General features: G+C 67.4%; 15 protein-coding genes. 10 read left to right on the top strand and 5 right to left on the bottom strand.

Annotated elements, in window-relative coordinates:
* Nucleotide 1: 1 nt before the first annotated feature.
* The gene (locus ACVOMH_RS01390) at nt 2-535 is read right to left on the bottom strand and encodes a DUF4124 domain-containing protein (RefSeq protein ID WP_241772681.1); all 534 of its coding nucleotides are present in this window, start codon (nt 533-535) and stop codon (nt 2-4) included.
* 101 nt (nt 536-636) lie between these two features.
* Nucleotides 637-1,152, bottom strand: coding sequence for a hypothetical protein (locus ACVOMH_RS01385; RefSeq protein WP_054659794.1), 516 nt, complete (start codon nt 1,150-1,152; stop codon nt 637-639).
* Between the two features lie 54 nt (nt 1,153-1,206).
* Here ACVOMH_RS01385 and ACVOMH_RS01380 point away from each other — a divergent pair, with 54 nt between their 5' ends.
* Nucleotides 1,207-3,372 carry a RelA/SpoT family protein gene (locus ACVOMH_RS01380; RefSeq protein WP_338062225.1) on the top strand — a complete coding sequence of 722 codons (2,166 nt, stop codon included), beginning with the start codon at nt 1,207-1,209 and terminating at the stop codon, nt 3,370-3,372.
* Nucleotides 3,373-3,553: 181 nt separating this feature from the next.
* Complete coding sequence (locus ACVOMH_RS01375) at nt 3,554-4,957, top strand: tetratricopeptide repeat protein (RefSeq protein ID WP_481551143.1); 1,404 nt, start codon at nt 3,554-3,556, stop codon at nt 4,955-4,957.
* Nucleotides 4,958-4,984: 27 nt separating this feature from the next.
* Here the strand turns inward: ACVOMH_RS01375 and ACVOMH_RS01370 are convergent, their stop codons facing one another.
* A complete protein-coding gene (locus tag ACVOMH_RS01370; protein ID WP_481550799.1) occupies nt 4,985-7,084 on the bottom strand; it encodes a glycosyltransferase in 2,100 nt (699 codons plus the stop codon).
* A 96-nt stretch (nt 7,085-7,180) separates the two neighbouring features.
* Between ACVOMH_RS01370 and mrcB the strand changes: the two genes are divergently transcribed.
* Genes mrcB through tsaB form a run of 4 tightly spaced genes read left to right on the top strand, consistent with a single transcriptional unit; the run spans nt 7,181 to nt 12,952 of the window.
* Nucleotides 7,181-9,592, top strand: a complete 2,412-nt coding sequence (gene mrcB, locus ACVOMH_RS01365; protein WP_481550798.1) for a penicillin-binding protein 1B — start codon at nt 7,181-7,183, stop codon at nt 9,590-9,592.
* 17 nt (nt 9,593-9,609) lie between these two features.
* Nucleotides 9,610-10,131: a hypothetical protein gene (locus tag ACVOMH_RS01360; RefSeq protein ID WP_481550797.1), complete on the top strand. Its 522-nt coding sequence runs from the start codon at nt 9,610-9,612 to the stop codon at nt 10,129-10,131.
* 54 nt (nt 10,132-10,185) lie between these two features.
* Nucleotides 10,186-12,231 (top strand): DNA repair helicase YoaA, encoded by a 2,046-nt coding sequence (yoaA, locus tag ACVOMH_RS01355; RefSeq protein ID WP_481550796.1) that lies wholly within the window; start codon nt 10,186-10,188, stop codon nt 12,229-12,231.
* Nucleotides 12,232-12,241: 10 nt separating this feature from the next.
* Nucleotides 12,242-12,952 (top strand): tRNA (adenosine(37)-N6)-threonylcarbamoyltransferase complex dimerization subunit type 1 TsaB, encoded by a 711-nt coding sequence (tsaB, locus tag ACVOMH_RS01350; RefSeq protein WP_481550795.1) that lies wholly within the window; start codon nt 12,242-12,244, stop codon nt 12,950-12,952.
* A 104-nt stretch (nt 12,953-13,056) separates the two neighbouring features.
* Here tsaB and ACVOMH_RS01345 read toward each other — a convergent pair whose 3' ends face one another.
* Nucleotides 13,057-13,947: a TonB family protein gene (locus tag ACVOMH_RS01345; RefSeq protein ID WP_481550794.1), complete on the bottom strand. Its 891-nt coding sequence runs from the start codon at nt 13,945-13,947 to the stop codon at nt 13,057-13,059.
* Nucleotides 13,947-14,894, bottom strand: coding sequence for a glutathione synthase (gene gshB, locus ACVOMH_RS01340; RefSeq protein ID WP_481550793.1), 948 nt, complete (start codon nt 14,892-14,894; stop codon nt 13,947-13,949). Before gshB ends, ACVOMH_RS01345 begins: the two co-directional genes overlap by 1 nt.
* Nucleotides 14,895-15,147: 253 nt before the next feature.
* Here gshB and pilG point away from each other — a divergent pair, with 253 nt between their 5' ends.
* From pilG to ACVOMH_RS01320, 4 genes are read left to right on the top strand one after another with little or no spacing between them, the layout of a single operon-like run.
* Entirely contained in the window at nt 15,148-15,549 is a 402-nt protein-coding gene (gene pilG / locus ACVOMH_RS01335; protein ID WP_054658683.1) for a twitching motility response regulator PilG, read from the top strand.
* 17 nt (nt 15,550-15,566) lie between these two features.
* A complete protein-coding gene (locus tag ACVOMH_RS01330; RefSeq protein ID WP_054658681.1) occupies nt 15,567-15,929 on the top strand; it encodes a response regulator in 363 nt (120 codons plus the stop codon).
* On the top strand, nt 15,929-16,459 hold the full coding sequence (locus tag ACVOMH_RS01325; RefSeq protein ID WP_481550792.1) for a chemotaxis protein CheW: 531 nt from the start codon (nt 15,929-15,931) through the stop codon (nt 16,457-16,459). Before ACVOMH_RS01330 ends, ACVOMH_RS01325 begins: the two co-directional genes overlap by 1 nt.
* 40 nt (nt 16,460-16,499) lie before the next feature.
* On the top strand, nt 16,500-18,536 hold the full coding sequence (locus tag ACVOMH_RS01320) for a methyl-accepting chemotaxis protein (protein ID WP_481550791.1): 2,037 nt from the start codon (nt 16,500-16,502) through the stop codon (nt 18,534-18,536).
* The last annotated feature ends 16 nt before the right edge of the window (nt 18,537-18,552 follow it).

Raw genomic sequence — 18,552 nt, 5'->3', positions numbered from 1 at the left:
GTCAGCGCACAGGTGGCGGCGCCGGCCGGTGCCGTTCCGCGCAGCGGCGGCGGGCATCGTTCATCTGTGTATGCGCGTTGCCGTGCTCGCGGGTGATCGCCTGACGCAGGGTGCCCATGCGCGTGCGCAAGGCCTGTGTACGCTGCGGGTCGGTGGTGGCGGTCAACTGGTCGTTCAACGTGGACAGCTGTTGCTGCAGCACGCTCACGCGGTCGTTGGAAGGTCCATAGATCGACGCGGTGACGTTGGCGATGCAGCTGCGCTCAGCGGCGCGTGCGGCTTCCTGCTCGGTGGCCGACGTGGTGGAGGCGGGTGTGGCGGGCTGTACTTCGCCCGTTGCGGCGGCTTCCGTTGTCGGAGCCGGGCCCGACGGCGCTGCGGGCGGCTCATCGCGCAGCTTCATCGGTTGCGCCCTGGCATCGCAGGGAGACTCCGAATAGGCCGTTTCCCCGGATTTCCCTTTGCACTTGTAGACCTGCGCCGCAGCGCTGGCCGGAAGCAGGAGTAACAACAATGTCAGCACAATCACGGGCATGGTGGTCAACGGCGTCTTGAGAGCGGCAGGTGCCGAGGGGAAGAGTGGGGGGCGGAGCGGGACGCCCACTCGGCGCGTCCGTGATCGCGGCAGCAGGTGGACTACCTGGTGCGACGGACCTTGGCGCGGGTGTTCAGGCCATCGACCTGCAGGTACCAGACATTCATCAGTCCGGGGGTGATGCGCACCGTGGGTGCCTGCTTGCGGATGCCGCCGGCACTGGTGTCATCGGTCTGTTCCCAGACCTGGCCGTTGTCCAGGGTGTATTGGCGGCCTTTGCCGAAGCCCCGGAACTCGCCTTCGAGCTGCGCCTGGATCGGCTCGTTCGAGCCGAAGGCCAGAAAGCCGCGGTTTTTCACGATCACTTCCTGGCGGCCCTCTTCGCGGGCGCTTTCCAAGGCCGAGGCGGCGGCCTGTTCAACCTTGCCCTGCAACCAGTTGTTCAACGCGTTGAGCTCGTCCGCGCTGAGCTTGTCCAGGCCAGCGGCCCTGAACTCGGCGGCGGACATCTGCTGCTGCAGGTCACCTTGGACTAGGCGCTGGGCGTGGGCGGAAAACAGCGGGACCAGCGACAGCGCGGTCACGGCAAACAGAACGGACAGGCGGGGCAGCTTCATGGACGATTGTTCCCGGAGAGGGTTGGGCGCTAGTGTAGGGGCAACTGCCCGTAATTGACTGCTGTGAACCGTTCCTCCTCCCTTGGCCTGGATGCGCTGCTGCAGCGCCCCTCCACCAGTGCGCTGGCCGCGCCCCTGCGACAGGCGCTGCTGGAACTCTGGCAGCAGCCCGATATCCCCACCGAGCCCCGCCTACCATGGCCGGTACTGGGCGACACCCTGGATGCGCTGGCACTGCTATCGGCCGATGAGGCGGTGATCATCGCTGCGCTGCTGTTCGATCTGCCGGGCCTGCGCGCGCAACTGGCGGCGTTGCCGCTGGGAGCCTCGGCGGCGGCAGTCAACGGCCTGCTGGAAGGACAGGATGCCGCCGACCAGGTCTGGGCGCTGCACGCCGGTCGCGATGCCGGACGCAACAGCGAGGGCCTGCGCCGGCTGCTGCTGTCAATCATCCACGACCTGCGCGTGGTGCCGATCCTGCTGTCGCGGCAGCTGGCGTGCATGCGCGCGGCCGACAAATTGCCCGATGCGCAACGGCGTGCGCTGGCGCAGCTGACTCGAGACATCCACGCGCCACTGGCCAACCGCCTGGGTATCTGGCAGCTGAAGTGGGAGCTGGAGGACCTGGCGTTCCGTTTCCTCGATCCGGAAACCTATCGGCATATCGCGCGCGAGGTGGATGAAACCCGCATCGCGCGCGAGCGCTACGTCGAGACGGTCAAGAAGAAGCTGTCGGCGGCACTGGCCGAGCAGGGCATCGCCGCCGAAGTCAGCGGGCGGCCGAAACACATCTACAGCATCTGGCGGAAGATGCAGAAAAAGCAGCTGGCCTTCGAGCAGCTGTACGACCTGCGTGCGGTACGGGTGATGGTCGACGATGTGGGCGCCTGCTATGCCACCCTGGGCGTGGTGCACGCGTTGTGGACGCCGATTCCCAGCGAGTTCGACGACTACATCGCCCGGCCCAAGGCCAACGACTACCGCTCGCTGCACACCGCGGTGATCGGCCCGGAAGGGCGCACCATCGAGGTGCAGATCCGTACCCACGAGATGCATGCGCAGGCCGAGCTGGGCGTGGCCGCGCACTGGAAGTACAAGGAAGGCGGCAAGGGCGCGGAGAAGGCATTCGACCGCAAGATCACCTGGATGCGGCAGCTGCTGGAGCAGGCGCAGGATGCGGCCCATCCGGAGGATCTGGCCGGCGCGCTGGATGCGGAGCTGATCGAGGACCGGGTGTACGCGCTGAGCCCCAAGGGCGAGGTGATGGATCTGCCGGCCGGAGCGACGCCGCTGGATTTCGCCTACCACGTGCACACCATGGTCGGACACCGCTGCCGCGGCGCCAAGGTCAACGGCCGCATCGTGCCGTTGACCTATCGGCTGCGCAGCGGCGACCGGGTGGAGATCCTGACCGGCAAGGAGGCCGATCCGCGCCGCGACTGGCTGCTGGCGTCCAATGGCTATCTGGCCAGCAACCGCTCGCGCGAGAAGGTGCGCGGCTGGTTCCACAAGCTCGATCGGGCCCGCAACGTGCAGGCCGGCCGCGAACTGCTGGACAAGGAACTCAAACGCCTTGGCCTGCAGCAGGCGGACCTGATGGTGGCGGCGAAGAAGTTCCATGCCGACAGCGTGGAGGATCTTTACATCCAGGTGGCGCTGGGTGACACCGGCCCCAGCCAGGTCAGTCGGGCGTTGCTGGAGGCCGAGCGGGCGGCATCGCAGCCGGCGGTGCCGGTCATGCCGCGCCCGACCGCACGCCGCGACAGCCTTGGCAAATCCGACTTCACCGTACAGGGTGTGGGCAACCTGCTGGTGCAGCTGGCGCGGTGCTGCCAGCCGGTGGCCGGCGAGCCGATTGCCGGCTATCTCACCCAGAGCCGCGGTGTCACTGTGCATCGTATGGATTGCGCGGCGTTGGCACGCTTGAGTGGCGCGCATCCGGAGCGGGTGTTGCCGGTGGAGTGGGGTCGCGCCGGTTCCGGTTATGAGGTTGATGTGCTGGTACGGGCGGCCGATCGCCGCTGGCTGCTCAAAGACATCACCAACCTGATCGCGCAGGAAGATGCCTACGTGCTCAACATCAACAGCGACAACGTGCGCGACAGTGGCCGGATACAGCTGCGCCTGCGACTGAAGGTCAGTGATTACGGCCAGTTGTCCACCCTGCTCGGCAAGCTCGATGCGTTGCCGGGAGTGAGCGAGGCGCGCCGACTGGGTTGAAGCAAGCTCAAGCCGGTAAGCTGATCGGATGGGAAACAGTTGGCAACGCTGCAGGGAGTGGTCGGGAACCGTTGGCGACCGGTTGCGGCTGTACGTGCGCTGGTGGGTGGCCCGTGGCTGTAGCAGCCCGCGTGCTTGGCGTTCGATCACGGTGGGCGTGGCGGTACTGGCGCTGCTGCTGATGCTCGTGCGGCAACCGTTGGCCGACTGGCTGTGGCCGGAAACGAAAATCCAGCAGTTGCTCGATGAAGGTGAACGCGCGCTGGCCGAAGGCCGTCTGAGCGCGCCTGATGGCAGCGGCGCACGTGAACGCTTCCAGGCCGCCGCCGCCTTGGATCCGGACCGTCGCGATGTCCAGGACGCGCTGGGGCGCACCGGACAGGCGGCATTGCAGCAGGCCCGGCATTACCTCGCCGCAGGCGACTATGACGCAGCCCGATCGGCACTGGCGCTGGCGCGGCAACTGCAGTTGCCGGAGAGGGAGATCGAAACAATCGCCACCGCGTTGCAGCGTGTGAAGCACGATGGCGACGGCGTGGAGCGGTTGTTGCAGCAGGCGCAGGCCGCGCAAGCGCAGGGGCGGCTGGATGAGGGCCCGGACAGTGCCTTGCCGCTGTATCAACAGGTGTTGGCAATCCAGCCTGACCGGATGCAGGCGCTGGAAGGACGCGAGGATGCGCTTTCGGATCTGCTGCTGCAGGCCAAGTATCTGGCCCGCCAAGGCAAGGTGGAGGATGCCGCGCAGCGGTTGTACCGGGTGGAGGAATTCGATCCGGGGCACTACGACCTGCCCTCGGCGCGTGCGGTGCTCAGCGGTGCCCTGGAGCGGGCCCGGCGCAAAGCCGAACGCGATTTCGCGCGCGGGCGTCTACAGGCGGCGGCCGCAGGCTTGCGGCAGGTGCTGGCGGCCTCGCCGGCCGATGAGGCCGCGCGGCAGGGGCTGCATCGCATCGCGCGTGCGCAGGCGGCTGAAGCGGTGCGTCTGGCTGGCGACTTCCATTTCGACGATGCCGAGCAGGCGCTGGCACACGCGCGTGCATTGGCGCCGGGGATTGTCGAGATCGCCGCGGCCGAACAGACCCTGGCGCGCGCCAGGGCCGCGCAGCGATCAATGGACTCCTCCGTGCCTGCCGCCCGGCGCGAGCGTCAGTTGCGCGTCCTGCTGGCGCAACTGGAGCAGGCCGAGGCGCAGGGACAGTGGCTGCTGCCCCCGGGCAACAGCGCCTACGACCGGTTCAAGGCCGCCCAGGCGCTGGCCCCGCGCGATCCGCGGGTGCGGCAGGCGGCGGCCCGCATTCTTCCGGCGGCGCGCGCGTGTCTGGAAGACAACCTGCGCGGCAACCGGCTGCGCGCGGCCCGCACCTGCCTGGACGCATGGCAGGCACTGGCGCCGGGCGACGTGGGACTGGCCGCGGCACGCCGGCGGTTGGCGCAGCGCTGGATCGCGGTGGGCAGCGAGCGGCTCGGGGCCGGGGATGCGGCCTTCGCGGTGCAGGCGTTGGCGCAGGCCCGCGAGGTCGATCCGGCAACGCCGGAGATCAACGCATTCGCCGAACGCCTGCGCGGCGTGCAGCCACTGCGTTGAACGGTGCCGGTGGAGTCCGGAGACCGCTCAGGCCAGGAAGACGCGCTGGACCGTGACGCGCGCGGCATCCAGCGAAAAATGCTGCGCGATATTGCGCAGGCTGTTGTTGGACAGCTGCTGCCATAGCGCCTGGTCGCCATACAGGCGCACCACTGCGGCGGCAAACTCGCGCGCACCATCGGCCACCAGTACATCTTCGCCGTCACGCAGATACATGCCCTCCACCGCGCAGGTCGTGGCTACCACCGGCTGGCCATGGGCCATGCTCAGGTTGATCTTGCCCTTCACGCCGGCGCCGAAGCGCAGCGGCGCCACCGAGATCCTGCCGCCGCTCATGTACGGCGCCACATCCGGCACATAGCCATGCACGTGTACTCCCGGACAGGTGGCGGCCAGCGCATGGATCTGCGCCGGGACATCGGCACCGATGCAGTGGAAATCCACCTCGGGCAAGTGTTCGCGGATCAGCGGGAATACCTCGCCGATAAACCACTGCATCGCATCCAGATTCGGTGGATGGCGGAAGCCGCCGACGAAGACCAGATCGCGGCGCTGGCTCCAGTCCAGGCCATGGCCAGCCACCTCATGCAGGTTGGACAGCAGTTCGACCTTGACCTGGGGCGCATCGGTGGCGAGCTGTTTTCTCTCCGCATCGCTGACCAGCAAGGTCACGTCGGTGGCCGCCATCACCGCCAGTTCGCTGGCGCGGGTGCGTTCGGCGCTGCGCACCAGGCGCAGATCCCGCGCCAGTTCGGCGCCACGCCGCTCGCGCAGGTAATGCAAGTCCACCGTGTCGAACACCGTGCGCGCCTGTGGCGCGAAGCGCTTCACCAGTGGCAGGCACTCGTGGGCGAGGTGGTAGCGCACCAGCATCACCACCGCGAAGCGCCCCCCATGGCGCTGCAGCCAGCTGCCTACGCCTTTCAGAAACGGTGCATGCCAGACTTCCACACCCAAGGCCTGCAACGCCTCGGTGGCCTTGCCGCCGTGCTCGCCCCGGGTTGGAACAAAGACCACGTGTGCACCGCCGGCCAGCAGCATACGGATCAGGTTGAACTGGCGCAGCGAGGCCGAGTCGCGGTCGGGTTGCGGTACCGATTCGTCCAGGATCAGGATCTGCCGCTGCCCGCGGTGCAGCAGGGCCGGTGAAGGAACACTTCCGACCGGCAGCTGCCCGCGCAGGGCGTCGCGCCACTTGTCCGCGAACACCTTCTGGTTGCGCACCTGGTAGGCCTTTACGCCGCTGCCGGTGTCGGTACCGTTGCTGGTGCCTTCGTCATGCACGACACGGCTGGCCGGCTGCACCAGGACGCGGTAGCCGGCCGCGCGGACCTGGAAGGCCAGGTCGGTATCTTCGTAATAGGCCGGCGCGTAGCGGGTATCCAGGCCACCCAGTTGCTCGAACAGCGCGCGCGGCAATGCCAGCGCCGCACCCGAGCAGTAGTCGGCATCGCGCAGGCTGATGTAGCGGGGGTCTTCGGCCGATTCGAAGCGGCCATAGCTCCAGCAGCTGCCGTCATCGAAGACCACGCCGCCGGATTCCTGCAACCGTCCATCCGGATACAGCAGCTGGGCGCCGACCAGACCGGCCTCGGGCACGGTCTGGAACGTGGTCATCAGTGCATCCAGCCAGCCGGGTTGCGGCACCGTATCGTTGTTCAGCAGCACCACGTACTGCCCGCGGCTCAGCCGCAGGCCATCGTTGCAGGCCGCGATGAACCCTCCGTTCTGAGCGCGCACGTGATACCGCAGGCCTTCGATCTGCGGCATCCAGTCAGCGGTTTCATCGCTGCTGCCATCGTCGATCACCAGGATCTCGCAGGGGGTTGCCGGCGGATGGGCGGCCAGCGCGCGCAGGCAGGCCAGGGTGTGCCGGCAGTGGTTGTAGACCGGAATGACGATGCTGGCGACGGGCTGGTCGCTGGCAGGGACGGTGAACGGTGCAAACGGGACTGTGGCGGGGGCGAACAGCGGTTCCCGGCGTGGCGCGGGTTGACGCCGGGTATGCACCCCGACCCGGTGCAGTGTGGCCTTCCAGCCACGGGTACGCAGGCTGGCCAGACCGCGGCGGATCAGGCCGATGACGCGATTGATGTGGTAGCGCGCATCGGCCAGGGACATCGACATTCCGTTGGAACTCCAGCTTAAGCAGGGAAGGGTGTATCGCCGCGCCGCAGGACATGGCTGCGTTAGACTCGCCTCAACCTACATTCTCGCATTCCTGTGCCACGACGCTACGATTCCGACATGCTGGACGACGATACCGGCGGCAATGGTCCCCTGTGGCGCCAGCGCCTGATCACCTGGGGAATGGCGGCAGTCGCGCTGGGCCTGGGTTTCCTTATTCCCTATACGGCGTATCTGAACACCCAGGTGACGCAGCGCTTCGGCGAGCTGCGCTGGCAGATTCCCACCCGCGTCTACGCGCGACCGCTGGTGCTCAGCCCTGGCCTGGCGATGAATGCCAACACGCTCAAGACCGAGCTGGCGGCGTCCGGCTACCGGGATGACGGCGCGGGCACCAGCCCCGGCACCTACCGGGTGGAGGGCGGCAGTTTCCGCATTTCCAGCCGCGGCTATGTGGATGTGGATGGCCGCGTGGCGCCACGCCAGGTGACGGTGGCGGTATCCGGCGGGCAGGTGGCGTCGCTGCGCGAGGCCGATACGCGCAAGGCGCTGAAGGTGGCGCGGCTGGATCCGGCGCGGATCGCCACGTTGTACGGTCAGAAGCAGGAAGAGCGCCGGCTGGTGCGCCTGGCCGATGCGCCGGAGCTGCTGGTCACTGGCCTGCAGGCGGTGGAAGACCGTGATTTCAACCGCCATCACGGTATCGATATCAGCGGCATCATCCGCGCGGTCTGGGTAATGGTGCGCTCTGGCGGACAGAGCCGGCAGGGGGCCAGTACGCTTACCCAGCAGCTGGCCCGCAGCGGCCTGCTCGGAATCGGCAAGGAGCAGACGCTCACCCGCAAGTTCAACGAGGTGCTGTACGCGCTGATCATGGAGGCGCGCTATGACAAGGCCACGATCCTGGAGGCCTACCTCAACCAGGTCTACCTGGGCCAGCGCGGCAGCCAGGCCATCCATGGCGTGTCCTCCGGTGCCGAGTTCTGGTTCGGCCGCGATCTCGGTTCGCTGACCACCGAGCAGGTGGCGTTGCTGATCGGGCTGGTGAAGGGGCCGTCCTATTACGATCCGCGCCGCAATCCCGAGCGCGCGCTGGATCGACGCAACTTCGTGCTGGGCAAGCTGCACGAAAGCCAGCTCATCGACGATGCCGAATACCAGCGTGCGCTGAAGGCACCGCTGGGCGTGTCCAAGACCCCGGGCATCGCCGCCGCCAACCGGTTCCCGGCCTACATCGACCTGGTGCGTCGCCAGCTGGGCAACGACTACCCGGAAAGCGTGCTGCAGGGCGCCGGGTTGAACGTGTTCACCGGCATGTCGCCCTCGGCGCAGGCCTATGCCGAAGGTGCCGTGGGCCACACGATCAAGTCGCTGGAAAACAAGCGCCGTCCCGAATTGCAGGCCGGGCTGGTGGTCACCGATGTGCACAACGGTGACGTGCTGGCGGTGGTCGGCAGCCGCGACGTGTCCGAACCGGGTTTCAACCGCGCCATCGAGGCGCATCGTCCGGTCGGCTCCCTGCTAAAACCGTTCGTCTACCTGCTGGCATTGGCGCAGCCGGAGCGTTTTTCGCTGGCCAGCTGGGTGGATGACTCCCCGGTGACGGTGAAGCTCAGCCGCGGCCGCAACTGGACGCCGAACAATTCCGACAACCGCAGCCATGGCACGGTGCGGTTGATCGATGCGCTGGCCCGCTCCTACAACCAGGCCACGGTGCGGATCGGTATGCAGGTCGGGCCGGAGCGGTTGACCCAGCTGATCCACGTGCTGGCCGGGCTCAAGGCCGACTCCAATCCGTCGGTGATCCTGGGCGCGACCGACCAGAGCCCGTATGGCATGGCCCAGCTGTACCAGTTCCTGGCCTCCGGCGGCGAGATCCAGCCGCTGCATGCGGTGCGCGGTGTGGTCGATGCGCAGGGCAAGCTGCTCAAACGTTACGACAAGAGCCCGGCGCCCGCGCAGGAAGGCGACTCCATCGCCGCCAACCTGATCAGCGTGGGGCTGCAGCAGGTGGTGTCCAGCGGTACCGCTGCCGGGCTCAATGCCGACGGACTGGGGCGGCTGCATCCGGCGGGCAAGACCGGTACCTCCAACGATGGCCGTGACAGCTGGTATGCCGGTTACACCGGTGACCATCTGGCGGTGATCTGGATGGGCAACGACCAGAACGAGCAGACCGGCCTGTACGGCGCCTCGGGCGCGATGCGGGTGTGGTCGGGCATCTTCCGCAACCTGCCCAGCGCCGCGTTGCGGGTGAGCAACAAGGGGCTGGATTGGCAGTACGTGCAAGCCGAAGGCAGCAACGCTACCGACGAGGGCTGCCCGGGGGCCCGTCGCTTCCCGTTTGTGGCCGGATTCGCGCCGCAGTACGTGCCCTGCGCCGTGCCGGAAGCGGCGCCTCCGGCCGAAGAGCAGGCGCAAAGCGGTGGTTGGCGCAGCTGGTTCGGGCTCGACCGCAAGGAGCCGGAGCCGGCCTCCACGCCCGCTTCAGAAACGCCTGCGCGATAATGATGACCATGAATGGCATGTCTTTGATCCGCTCTGTACTGGTTGTTTCGGCGACCTCCCTGCTGCTCAGCGCCTGTGTGAGCGCGCCCTCGGCGCCGCCGGTGCCGCTCGACACCACGACGCCGGCGCAGCGGTTGGCGGCGGTGGAGGCCGCGGCCGGCGTCGATGACACCGAGCTGTCGGTGCAGCCGCTGCGTGATCCGCAGGTCGATGACCTGCGCGAGGCGGCCATCGCCCAGCGCAAGGCCGGTGATCTGGCCGCTGCGGCCGAGACCTTGAACCAGGCGCTGCAGCATGTGGACAACGATCCGGGCATCCTCCAGGAGCGCGCTGAAGTGGCGCTGCTGCAGGGCGACTGGGTGCGCGCCGAGACCCTGGCCAAGAAGGCGGTGGACCTGGGCTCGCGTACCGGCCCACTGTGCCGTCGGCACTGGGCCACGATCGAACAGGCCCGTCTGGCCCGCGCCGAAAAGGAAAACGCGGTGTCCGCGCATGCGCAGATTGAAGGCTGCACGGTGCCGGGGATCAAACGCTACTGATCCGGCTGCCGATTCCGGCCGCGCCGGGGTCGGCTGCCGGTTGGCGTGCCCACCATGTCCGATCTGGTCCACCGCAGTTGCCAAGCGCTCGATGAGGGCGGCGATCTGGCGCGCCAGATCGACGCGTTCGTGCCGCGCCCGGCGCAGCTGCGCCTGACCGGCGCCATCGCCGACGCATTCGAGCAGCGCGATGTGCTGCTGGCCGAGGCCGGCACCGGTACCGGCAAGACCTTCGCCTATCTGGTGCCCGCGCTGCTGTCCGGGCTGAAGACGATCATCTCCACCGGTACCCGCGCGCTGCAGGACCAGCTCTATCACCGCGACCTGCCGCGGGTGCGGGCGGCGCTGGGGGTGGGTCATCGCGCGGCGCTGCTGAAGGGGCGGGCCAACTATCTGTGCCGCTACCGGCTCGACCAGGCGCGCGGCGAGCCGCGTTTCAGCAGCCCCGAGCAGGTGGCGCAGTTCCAGCGGGTACTGGCCTGGTCCGGGCGCACCCAGTACGGCGACATGGCCGAGCTGGACGGGCTGGCTGACGATTCGCCGCTGCTGCCGATGGTCACCTCCACCGTCGACAACTGCCTGGGGACGGACTGCCCGTTCTGGACCGATTGTTTCGTCGTGCGCGCGCGGCAACGGGCGCAGGAGGCCGACCTGGTGGTGGTCAACCATCACCTGCTGCTGGCCGATCTGGCGCTCAAACAGGAGGGCTTCGGCGAAATCCTGCCCGGCGCGCAGGCGTTCGTGATAGACGAGGCCCACCAGCTGCCGGAACTGGCGGCCAATTTCTTCGGCGAAGGATTCGGCATGCGACCGTGGCAGGAGCTGGCGCGCGACTGCCTGGCCGAATGCCGCAGCGTGGCCGGTGCGCAGGCCACCCTGCAGCAGCCGGCGGCGACGCTGGAGCTGGCCTTGCGTGAGCTGCGCAGTGCCATGGAGGACCTGCCACCGCGCGGTACCCGCTGGCGGGCGCTGGCCCAGCCCGAGGTCGCCGAGGGCTTCGATGCGCTGGCCGCGGCGCTGGCGCAGCTGCGCGATGCGCTGGCGCTGGTGCGCGAGGCCTCGCCGGGTCTGGATGCCTGTCACGCGCGTGCGCAGGAGGGGGTCTCACGGCTGGCGCGCTGGCTGGGCGAGGACCTGCCACTGTTCGATTTCGAAGCCGATCCTGCCGAGGATACGCACGCGCCGGCCGATGACAACGACGTGCTCTGGTACGAGCTGACCCCGCGCGGCTTCCGCTGCCAGCGCACGCCGATGGATGTGTCCGGACCGCTGCGCGAGCACCGCCAGCGCTCGCTGGCGGCGTGGGTGTTCACTTCGGCCACGCTGACCGTGGATGGCGGGTTCGCCCATCTGGCCAGCCGGCTGGGGCTGGAGGATCCGGACTCGCTGGTCCAGCCCAGCCCGTTCGACTGGCAACAGCAGGCGCTGTGCTATCTGCCAAAGCAGCTGCCGGATCCGGCGGCGCGTGGCTATGGCGCGGCGTTGATCGCAACGCTGCGGCCGGTGCTGGAGGCCTCGCAGGGGCGGGCATTCCTGCTGTTTTCCTCGCACCGCGCACTGCGCGAGGCAGCCGAGGCGCTGCGTGGCGGGCCGTGGCCGCTGTTCGTGCAGGGCGAGGCGCCGCGCGCCAGCCTGCTGCAGCGTTTCCGTGAGTCGGGCAACGGTGTGCTGCTGGGCTCGGCCAGTTTCCGCGAGGGCGTGGATGTGACCGGCGATGCGCTGAGCGTGGTGGTGATCGACAAGCTGCCCTTTGCCGCGCCCGATGATCCGGTGTTCGAGGCGCGGCTGGACGCGATCCGCCGCAGCGGCGGCAATCCGTTCCGCGATGAGCAGTTGCCGCAGGCGGTGATCGCGCTCAAGCAGGGCGTGGGGCGGCTGATCCGCAGCGAGACCGATCGTGGGGTGCTGGTGCTGTGCGACCCGCGGCTGCTGTCACGCGGCTACGGCAGGGTGTTCCTCGATTCGCTGCCGCCGTTCCGCCGCACCCGCGAGCTGGCCGATGTGCAGGCGTTCTTTGCGCGACAATGGGTGCCGGACACGCCGCCCGTGCCATCCGTCGATGACGACGGGACCGCTGCGCCCCCGTTCTCCCTTTCCTGATGTTGATGCCATGAAGCTGCTCGCCTTTGAAACCGCCACCGAAGCCTGTTCCGTCGCCCTGCATGTGGATGGACGGGTACTGGAGCGGTTTGAAGTGGCGCCGCGCCGGCACGCCGAGTTGAGCCTGCCGTGGGCCGAACAGCTGCTGGCCGAAGCCGGTCTTGTCCGCAGCCAGCTCGACGGCATTGCGCTGAGCCGCGGCCCGGGCGCGTTCACCGGGGTGCGGCTGGCGATCGCCATCGCCCAGGGCATCGCCCTGGCGCTGGACCGTCCGCTGCTGCCGGTGTCGACCCTGCAGACATTGGCGTTGCGCGCACCGCACACAGCGCCGCGGGTGCTGGCCTGCATCGACGCGCGCATGGGCGAGCTCTACAGCGCCAGCTACCTGCGCGATGCGGCCGGCGACCTGGTGTTGCAGGAACACGAGCGGCTGCTGGCACCGGACGCGGTGGATGTGCCCGGTGAGGCTTCGGACTGGGCCGGTGTCGGCAGCGGATTCGCCGCCGGTGAGGGCGTGCTGGCCAACCGCCTGAAGTCGCGGCTGGCTTTGGTGGATGCGCAGGCGCTGCCGCGAGCGGCCGATGTGCTGCAGATCGCGGTACCGATGATGGCCCGCGGCGAAGGCATCGCTCCGGAGCTGGTGCAGCCTGCCTATCTGCGCGACAACGTCGCGCTGACCCTGATCGAGCAGCAGGCGCTGCGGGCCTCCAGGCAGAGCTGAGTCACGCTGCGAGGTGGATGTCCTGCGCCCGCGCACGTGTCGCAATGGGTCTGTGATCCTCCGGCGCTGGCCTGCCAGCGGTGGATCTGGCCGGGCCGGTTGTTTCAGCGGTCGTCGTGCAGCTCGCCGCCGGGCAGGAACACCCAGGTGCGGGTGACCTGCAGGATGTCGATGTTGTCGTCGGTTTTCGGCAATGCCGGGAAGGGTTTGGCCAGCTCGATCACCCGCAGCGCGGCGGCATCGAGCAGCGGCACGCCACTGCTGCGCAGGATGCGGCTGCTTTCCACGCTGCCATCGCGGCGAACCCCGACGGTGATCACCACCTGTCCACCGAGCCGGCGCTGGCGGGCTTCATCGGGATAGTTCAGGTTGCCCACCCGCTCGGCGCGATCCACCCACGCCCGCAGGTAATTGGCATAGGCGTACTCGCGGGTGCTGGCCGAGACGAATTTGCGGTTCGGGCGTTTGGCGTACTGCTCCGAGCGCAGGTGCACCTCGGCCGCCAGTCGGGCCATTTCCGCATCGCGCTGCTCGCGTGCGCTCATCGGCGCATTGCTGTCCGGGCGATCAGGCAGTGGCTGCGACTGCACCTCGGCAACGCGGTCCTTTCCCTGCTCGCTGGTGATCACCCGGGCCTGCGGCGGCGGTGGGGTGGCCGCGCTTTGCGCCTGCAGCGGTACCGGCGCCAGGCCGTTCTGGGCCTGCGGCACGATCCCGGCCTGTGCATCGCGCGGGCGTTGTGCGGTGTCGTGATCGCCGCCGCCCTGCTGGTTGGCCTTGGCCAGGAAGTCGGCCTGTTTGGGCGTCAATGGCGTGCTGGTCTGGCTGAAGATGACATCCAGTGTCGGCACCAGCGGCGCGTTGTCGCTGACGGCAAAGCCCACGCCGAGAAGCAGCAGGCCGTGCACCAGCGCAGAAAGCAGCAGAGTGGCGGTCAGGCGCTGCTGCTCGGTGACGCGGGGGGCGGCGGGCAGGGCGGCGGTACTGGCGCTCATCAAGCGATGCCGGCCTCGATCGCGTCGAACAGCTGGCCGGCGATGTTCAGCCCGAACTGGGTGTCGAGCTCGCGCACGCAGGTGGGACTGGTGACGTTGACTTCGGTCAGATAGTCGCCAATCACATCCAGACCCACAAAACGCATGCCGCGGCGCTTCATTTCCGGGCCGACCTGGGCGGCGATCCAGCGGTCGCGCTCGCTCAGCGGGCGGCCTTCGCCGCGGCCACCGGCGGCCAGGTTGCCGCGGAACTCGTCACCCTGCGGAATGCGGGCCAGGCAGTAGTCCACCGGTTCGCCATCGACCAGCAGGATGCGTTTGTCGCCGGCGCTGATATCGGGGATGAAGCGCTGCGCCAGGGCCAGGTGGCGGCCGCCGTCGGTGAGCGTTTCCAGGATGACATTCAGATTCGGGTCGCCGGTGCCGCTGCGGAAGATCGAACGTCCGCCCATGCCGTCCAGCGGCTTGAGCACCGCCTGCCCGTGCTCCAGCACGAAGGCCTTCAGTTCGGCCGCATCGCGGCTGACCAGCGTCGGCGGGCAGCACTGCGGGAACAGCAGCGCGGCCAGTTTTTCGTTGAAGTCGCGCAGGCCCTGCGGATCGTTGACCACCAGCGCACCAGCGCTCTGGGCGAGGCTCAGGATCTGGGTGTCGTAGAGATATTCGCCATCGAACGGGGGGTCCTTGCGCATCAGCACCAGCTGGCCGGGGCCAAATGCCAGGGGCGCGAATTCACCCAGGGTAAACCAGTCGGCCTTGTCATCGCGCACCTGCAGCGGCGCCACGTGGGCCACGGCCTTGCCCGCGTGCAGTGACAGGCCGCCCGGGCGTACGTAGTGCAACCGGTGGCCACGGCGCTGGGCTTCCAGCAGCATGGCGAAGGTGGTGTCCTTGGCGATCTTGATATGGGCGATGGGGTCCATCACCACGATGACGTCGAGCGGCATGAATTCAAACCTTGCAGATCAGCGCACGATGGTAGCGGGTTCGTCCCTGGGGCGCCCAGTCCGAAGCGCGCGCAAGGACGCTAGAATGGCTGAATAGCGCTGCGCAACAACCGTGACGGCCTTCACGCCAGACGGTCCGCCGCCCCCGGCATTGCGGCGGTGCTTGACAGTTCGCGGCGGTATTGGGATATAGATCGCTTTCGCAACCGCTTCACAATCTGGTGACGCGTTGCGTGCTCGGGGAAACAAAGCAATGGTTGAAAATATGACTGCGGGTGGGGAACTCGCAGGTTTGAGGGTCATGGTCATCGATGATTCGAAGACCATCCGCCGCACCGCCGAAACGCTGCTCAAGCGTGAAGGCTGCGAGGTAGTGACTGCGACCGACGGTTTCGAGGCCTTGGCCAAGATCGCCGACCAGCAGCCGCAGATCATCTTTGTCGACATCATGATGCCGCGGTTGGACGGCTACCAGACCTGTGCCCTGATCAAGGGCAATCAGCTGTTCAAGTCGACCCCCGTGATCATGCTTTCATCCAAAGACGGCCTGTTTGACAAAGCCCGGGGGCGCATCGTCGGCTCCGAGCAATACCTCACCAAGCCCTTCACACGCGACGAACTACTGGGTGCCATCCGCACATACGTCAACGCCTGACCAGGGGGAAAGGCACAATGGCTCGAATTCTGTTGATCGAGGACTCACCGACCGATCGGGCGGTGTTTACGCAATGGCTTGAAAAGGCCGGACATGAGGTCTTGACGGCCGACAACGCCGAAGACGGCCTGCAACTGGCCAAGAGCCAGGTGCCGCAGCTGGTGCTGATGGACGTGGTGCTGCCGGGGATGAGTGGGTTCCAGGCCACCCGCGCGCTGTCGCGTGATGCGACCACCCGCGATATCCCGGTGTTGATTGTCAGCACCAAGAGCATGGAAACCGACATGGCGTGGGGTATGCGCCAGGGGGCGACCGACTACATCGTCAAACCGCCGCGCGAGGACGACCTGATCGCGCGGATCAACAAACTGGTGGGCTGATGCGTTCTCCATTCGACATCCTCGAGGCTTACGAGCGCCGCAGTCTGGCGCATGCGGTGCAGTTGCCGGAGCGCGAGTTTTCGCAGGATGTCTGGCGCGGGGTGGGTTACCGCGTCGGCAGCCGGCGTCTGGTGTCCGACTTCCGTGAAGTGGTGGAAATCGTGCCGATGCCGCCGGTCACACCGGTGCCGGGCGCGCAACCGTGGCTGCTGGGAGTGGGTAACCTGCGCGGGACGCTGTTTCCGGTGGTGGACCTGAAGTATTTCCTGGAAGGCGAGCGCACCGTGCTGCAGGAGGGCCACCGCGTGCTGATCATGCGGCAGGCTGGCGGTGACGTGGCGCTGAGCATTGATGAGCTCTACGGGCAGCGCAGTTTCCAGGGGGCGCAGCAGGTGCCGGCCGGCGACATTGCCCAGGGACGCTATGCGCATTTCGTTGAACGCGCGTTCAACGACGGCGGTCACGACTGGGGTGTCTTCTCGCTGTCGGTGCTTTCGCGCACTCCCGAATTCCGGCAAGCCGCCGCCTGACCGGCCGCTTGCATCTCCGTATCGAATACCGAGGTCGAACATGAGTACTGCTCCGGACACCGCCAAGAGCGGCAAGCTTGGCAACGTGGGAACCAACTTCTGGTTGATCCTGCTGGTCATATCGATGATTGTCTTCGGCGCCAATACCGGTGTGGCGACCTGGCAGGGCAGCCGTCTGGCCGGTGCCAGTACCGAAGCGGCCGACTTGCAGGTGCTTTCCCAGCAGCTGGCCAACCAGGGCCGGGAGGCGGTGAGCGGTAATCGCGACGCCTACAGCGCTTTCAAGGACACCCGCAGCCGCGTGGAAAGCGCCGTCAGCGGCCTGAAGGGCCGCTACGGCAACGAAGCCGGTGTGTCCAAGCCGCTGGGAACGCTGGTCGACACCTGGAAGCCGCTGTCCAAGAGCGCCGAGCAGATCGTGGCCAGTGAGCCGGCGGTGCTGGCGCTGGCCGGTAATGCTGACAGCTTCGTCGGCGCGGTGCCGCAGCTGCAGGCCCAGTTGAACGAGGTCGTTCGCGCCATGACCGCCGGCAGTGCGCAGTCGGCGCAGATCTACAACGGTCTGCAGCAGGTGGTCGTCGCCGGCACCATGGCTCGCCGCGTGACCGAGATCCGCGCCGGTGGTGCCGGCGCCAGTGGCGCCGGTGATGCGCTCGCGCGCGACATGGTGGTGTTCTCGCAGGTGCTTGAAGGGCTGCGCCAGGGCAACGACGAGCTGGGTATCAGTCCGGTGCGCAATGCCGCCGCGCAGGTGGCGCTGGAACAGTCCGCCAACCAGTGGGCAAAGATGAAGAAGGACGCCGACGCGATTCTGGCCAGCTCGCGCCAGCTGTTCGCCGCGCAGTCCTCGGCCGCGGCGCTGACCGCCGGTTCGGACAAGATGCTGGCTGACAGCAAGAGGCTGTTCGATGCGTTCTCCGCTTTCGGCTCGACCCGTGATACCCGCCTGTTCCCGAACTTCTGGTGGAGTGTGATCTTCGGTGGCCTGTCGCTGCTGTCCATCATCGGTTTTGTGTGGAGCTCGGTGCGCAGCCGCTCGCGTGAGCAGGATCTGCGCTACCAGACCCAGGTGGAATTCAACAGCCGCAACCAGCAGGCGATCATGCGGCTGCTGGACGAAATCAGCTCGCTCGGTGAAGGCGACCTGACGGTGAAGGCGTCGGTGACCGAGGACATGACCGGCGCCATCGCCGACGCTATCAACTACGCGGTGGACGAGCTGCGCCACCTGGTGACCACGATCAACGACATCTCCTCCAAGGTGGCGGTGTCGGCCCAGGAAACCCAGGCCACCGCGATGCAGCTGGCCGAAGCGGCCGGTCACCAGGCCGACGAGATCACCAGTGCGTCGGATCGTATCGGCGAAATCGCAACCTCCATTGAGCAGGTCTCGCGCAACTCCACCGAATCTGCCGAAGTTGCGCAGCGCTCGGTGGTGATCGCGACCGAAGGTGCCGGGGTGGTGCGTCAGACCATCCAGGGCATGGACCAGATCCGCGACCAGATCCAAGAAACCTCCAAGCGCATCAAACGTCTGGGTGAATCCTCACAGGAGATCGGCTCGATCGTGGAACTGATCAACGACATTTCCGAGCAGACCAACATCCTGGCGTTGAACGCCGCCGTGCAGGCGGCATCCGCGGGCGAGGCCGGCCGTGGTTTCGCGGTGGTGGCCGACGAAGTGCAGCGACTGGCAGAACGTACTTCCGGCGCGACGCGCCGGATCGAAGGTCTGGTGCAGGCGATTCAGGCCGATACCAACGAAGCGGTCACCTCGATGGAGCAGACCACCGCCGAAGTGGTGTCCGGTGCGCGCCTGGCCGAGGACGCCGGTACCGCGCTGACCGAAATCGAGCGCGTGTCCAACGCGTTGAACAACTTGATCAAAAACATCTCCATCGCCGCCAATCAGCAGGCGTCGGCGGCTACCGACATCACCCAGACGATGGGCGTGATCCGGCAGATCACCGGCCAGACCTCTCAAGGTGCGGGACAGACGGCCGATTCGTTGGGTCAGCTGAACCAGCTGGCCGCCGAGCTGCGTCGCTCGGTGGCCGACTTCAAGCTGCCGGCCTGAGCCGGTTGATCGGGCG

The organism is Stenotrophomonas sp. STEN013 (assembly GCF_056760355.1).
Note: the sequence above shows the minus strand (reverse complement) of the source record. Positions and strands in the feature narration are given on the sequence as shown.

Coding starts and splice junctions, on each gene's coding strand:
- ACVOMH_RS01360 (WP_481550797.1), top strand. CDS start 9,610: ATGTCTTTGATCCGCTCTGTACTGGTTGTTTCGGCGACCTCCCTGCTG.
- ACVOMH_RS01345 (WP_481550794.1), bottom strand. CDS start 13,947: ATGAGCGCCAGTACCGCCGCCCTGCCCGCCGCCCCCCGCGTCACCGAG.
- ACVOMH_RS01375 (WP_481551143.1), top strand. CDS start 3,554: ATGCTCGTGCGGCAACCGTTGGCCGACTGGCTGTGGCCGGAAACGAAA.
- ACVOMH_RS01330 (WP_054658681.1), top strand. CDS start 15,567: ATGGCTCGAATTCTGTTGATCGAGGACTCACCGACCGATCGGGCGGTG.
- tsaB (WP_481550795.1), top strand. CDS start 12,242: ATGAAGCTGCTCGCCTTTGAAACCGCCACCGAAGCCTGTTCCGTCGCC.
- ACVOMH_RS01390 (WP_241772681.1), bottom strand. CDS start 535: ATGCCCGTGATTGTGCTGACATTGTTGTTACTCCTGCTTCCGGCCAGC.
- ACVOMH_RS01370 (WP_481550799.1), bottom strand. CDS start 7,084: ATGTCGATGTCCCTGGCCGATGCGCGCTACCACATCAATCGCGTCATC.
- ACVOMH_RS01320 (WP_481550791.1), top strand. CDS start 16,500: ATGAGTACTGCTCCGGACACCGCCAAGAGCGGCAAGCTTGGCAACGTG.
- pilG (WP_054658683.1), top strand. CDS start 15,148: ATGGTTGAAAATATGACTGCGGGTGGGGAACTCGCAGGTTTGAGGGTC.
- ACVOMH_RS01385 (WP_054659794.1), bottom strand. CDS start 1,152: ATGAAGCTGCCCCGCCTGTCCGTTCTGTTTGCCGTGACCGCGCTGTCG.
- ACVOMH_RS01325 (WP_481550792.1), top strand. CDS start 15,929: ATGCGTTCTCCATTCGACATCCTCGAGGCTTACGAGCGCCGCAGTCTG.
- gshB (WP_481550793.1), bottom strand. CDS start 14,894: ATGCCGCTCGACGTCATCGTGGTGATGGACCCCATCGCCCATATCAAG.
- yoaA (WP_481550796.1), top strand. CDS start 10,186: ATGTCCGATCTGGTCCACCGCAGTTGCCAAGCGCTCGATGAGGGCGGC.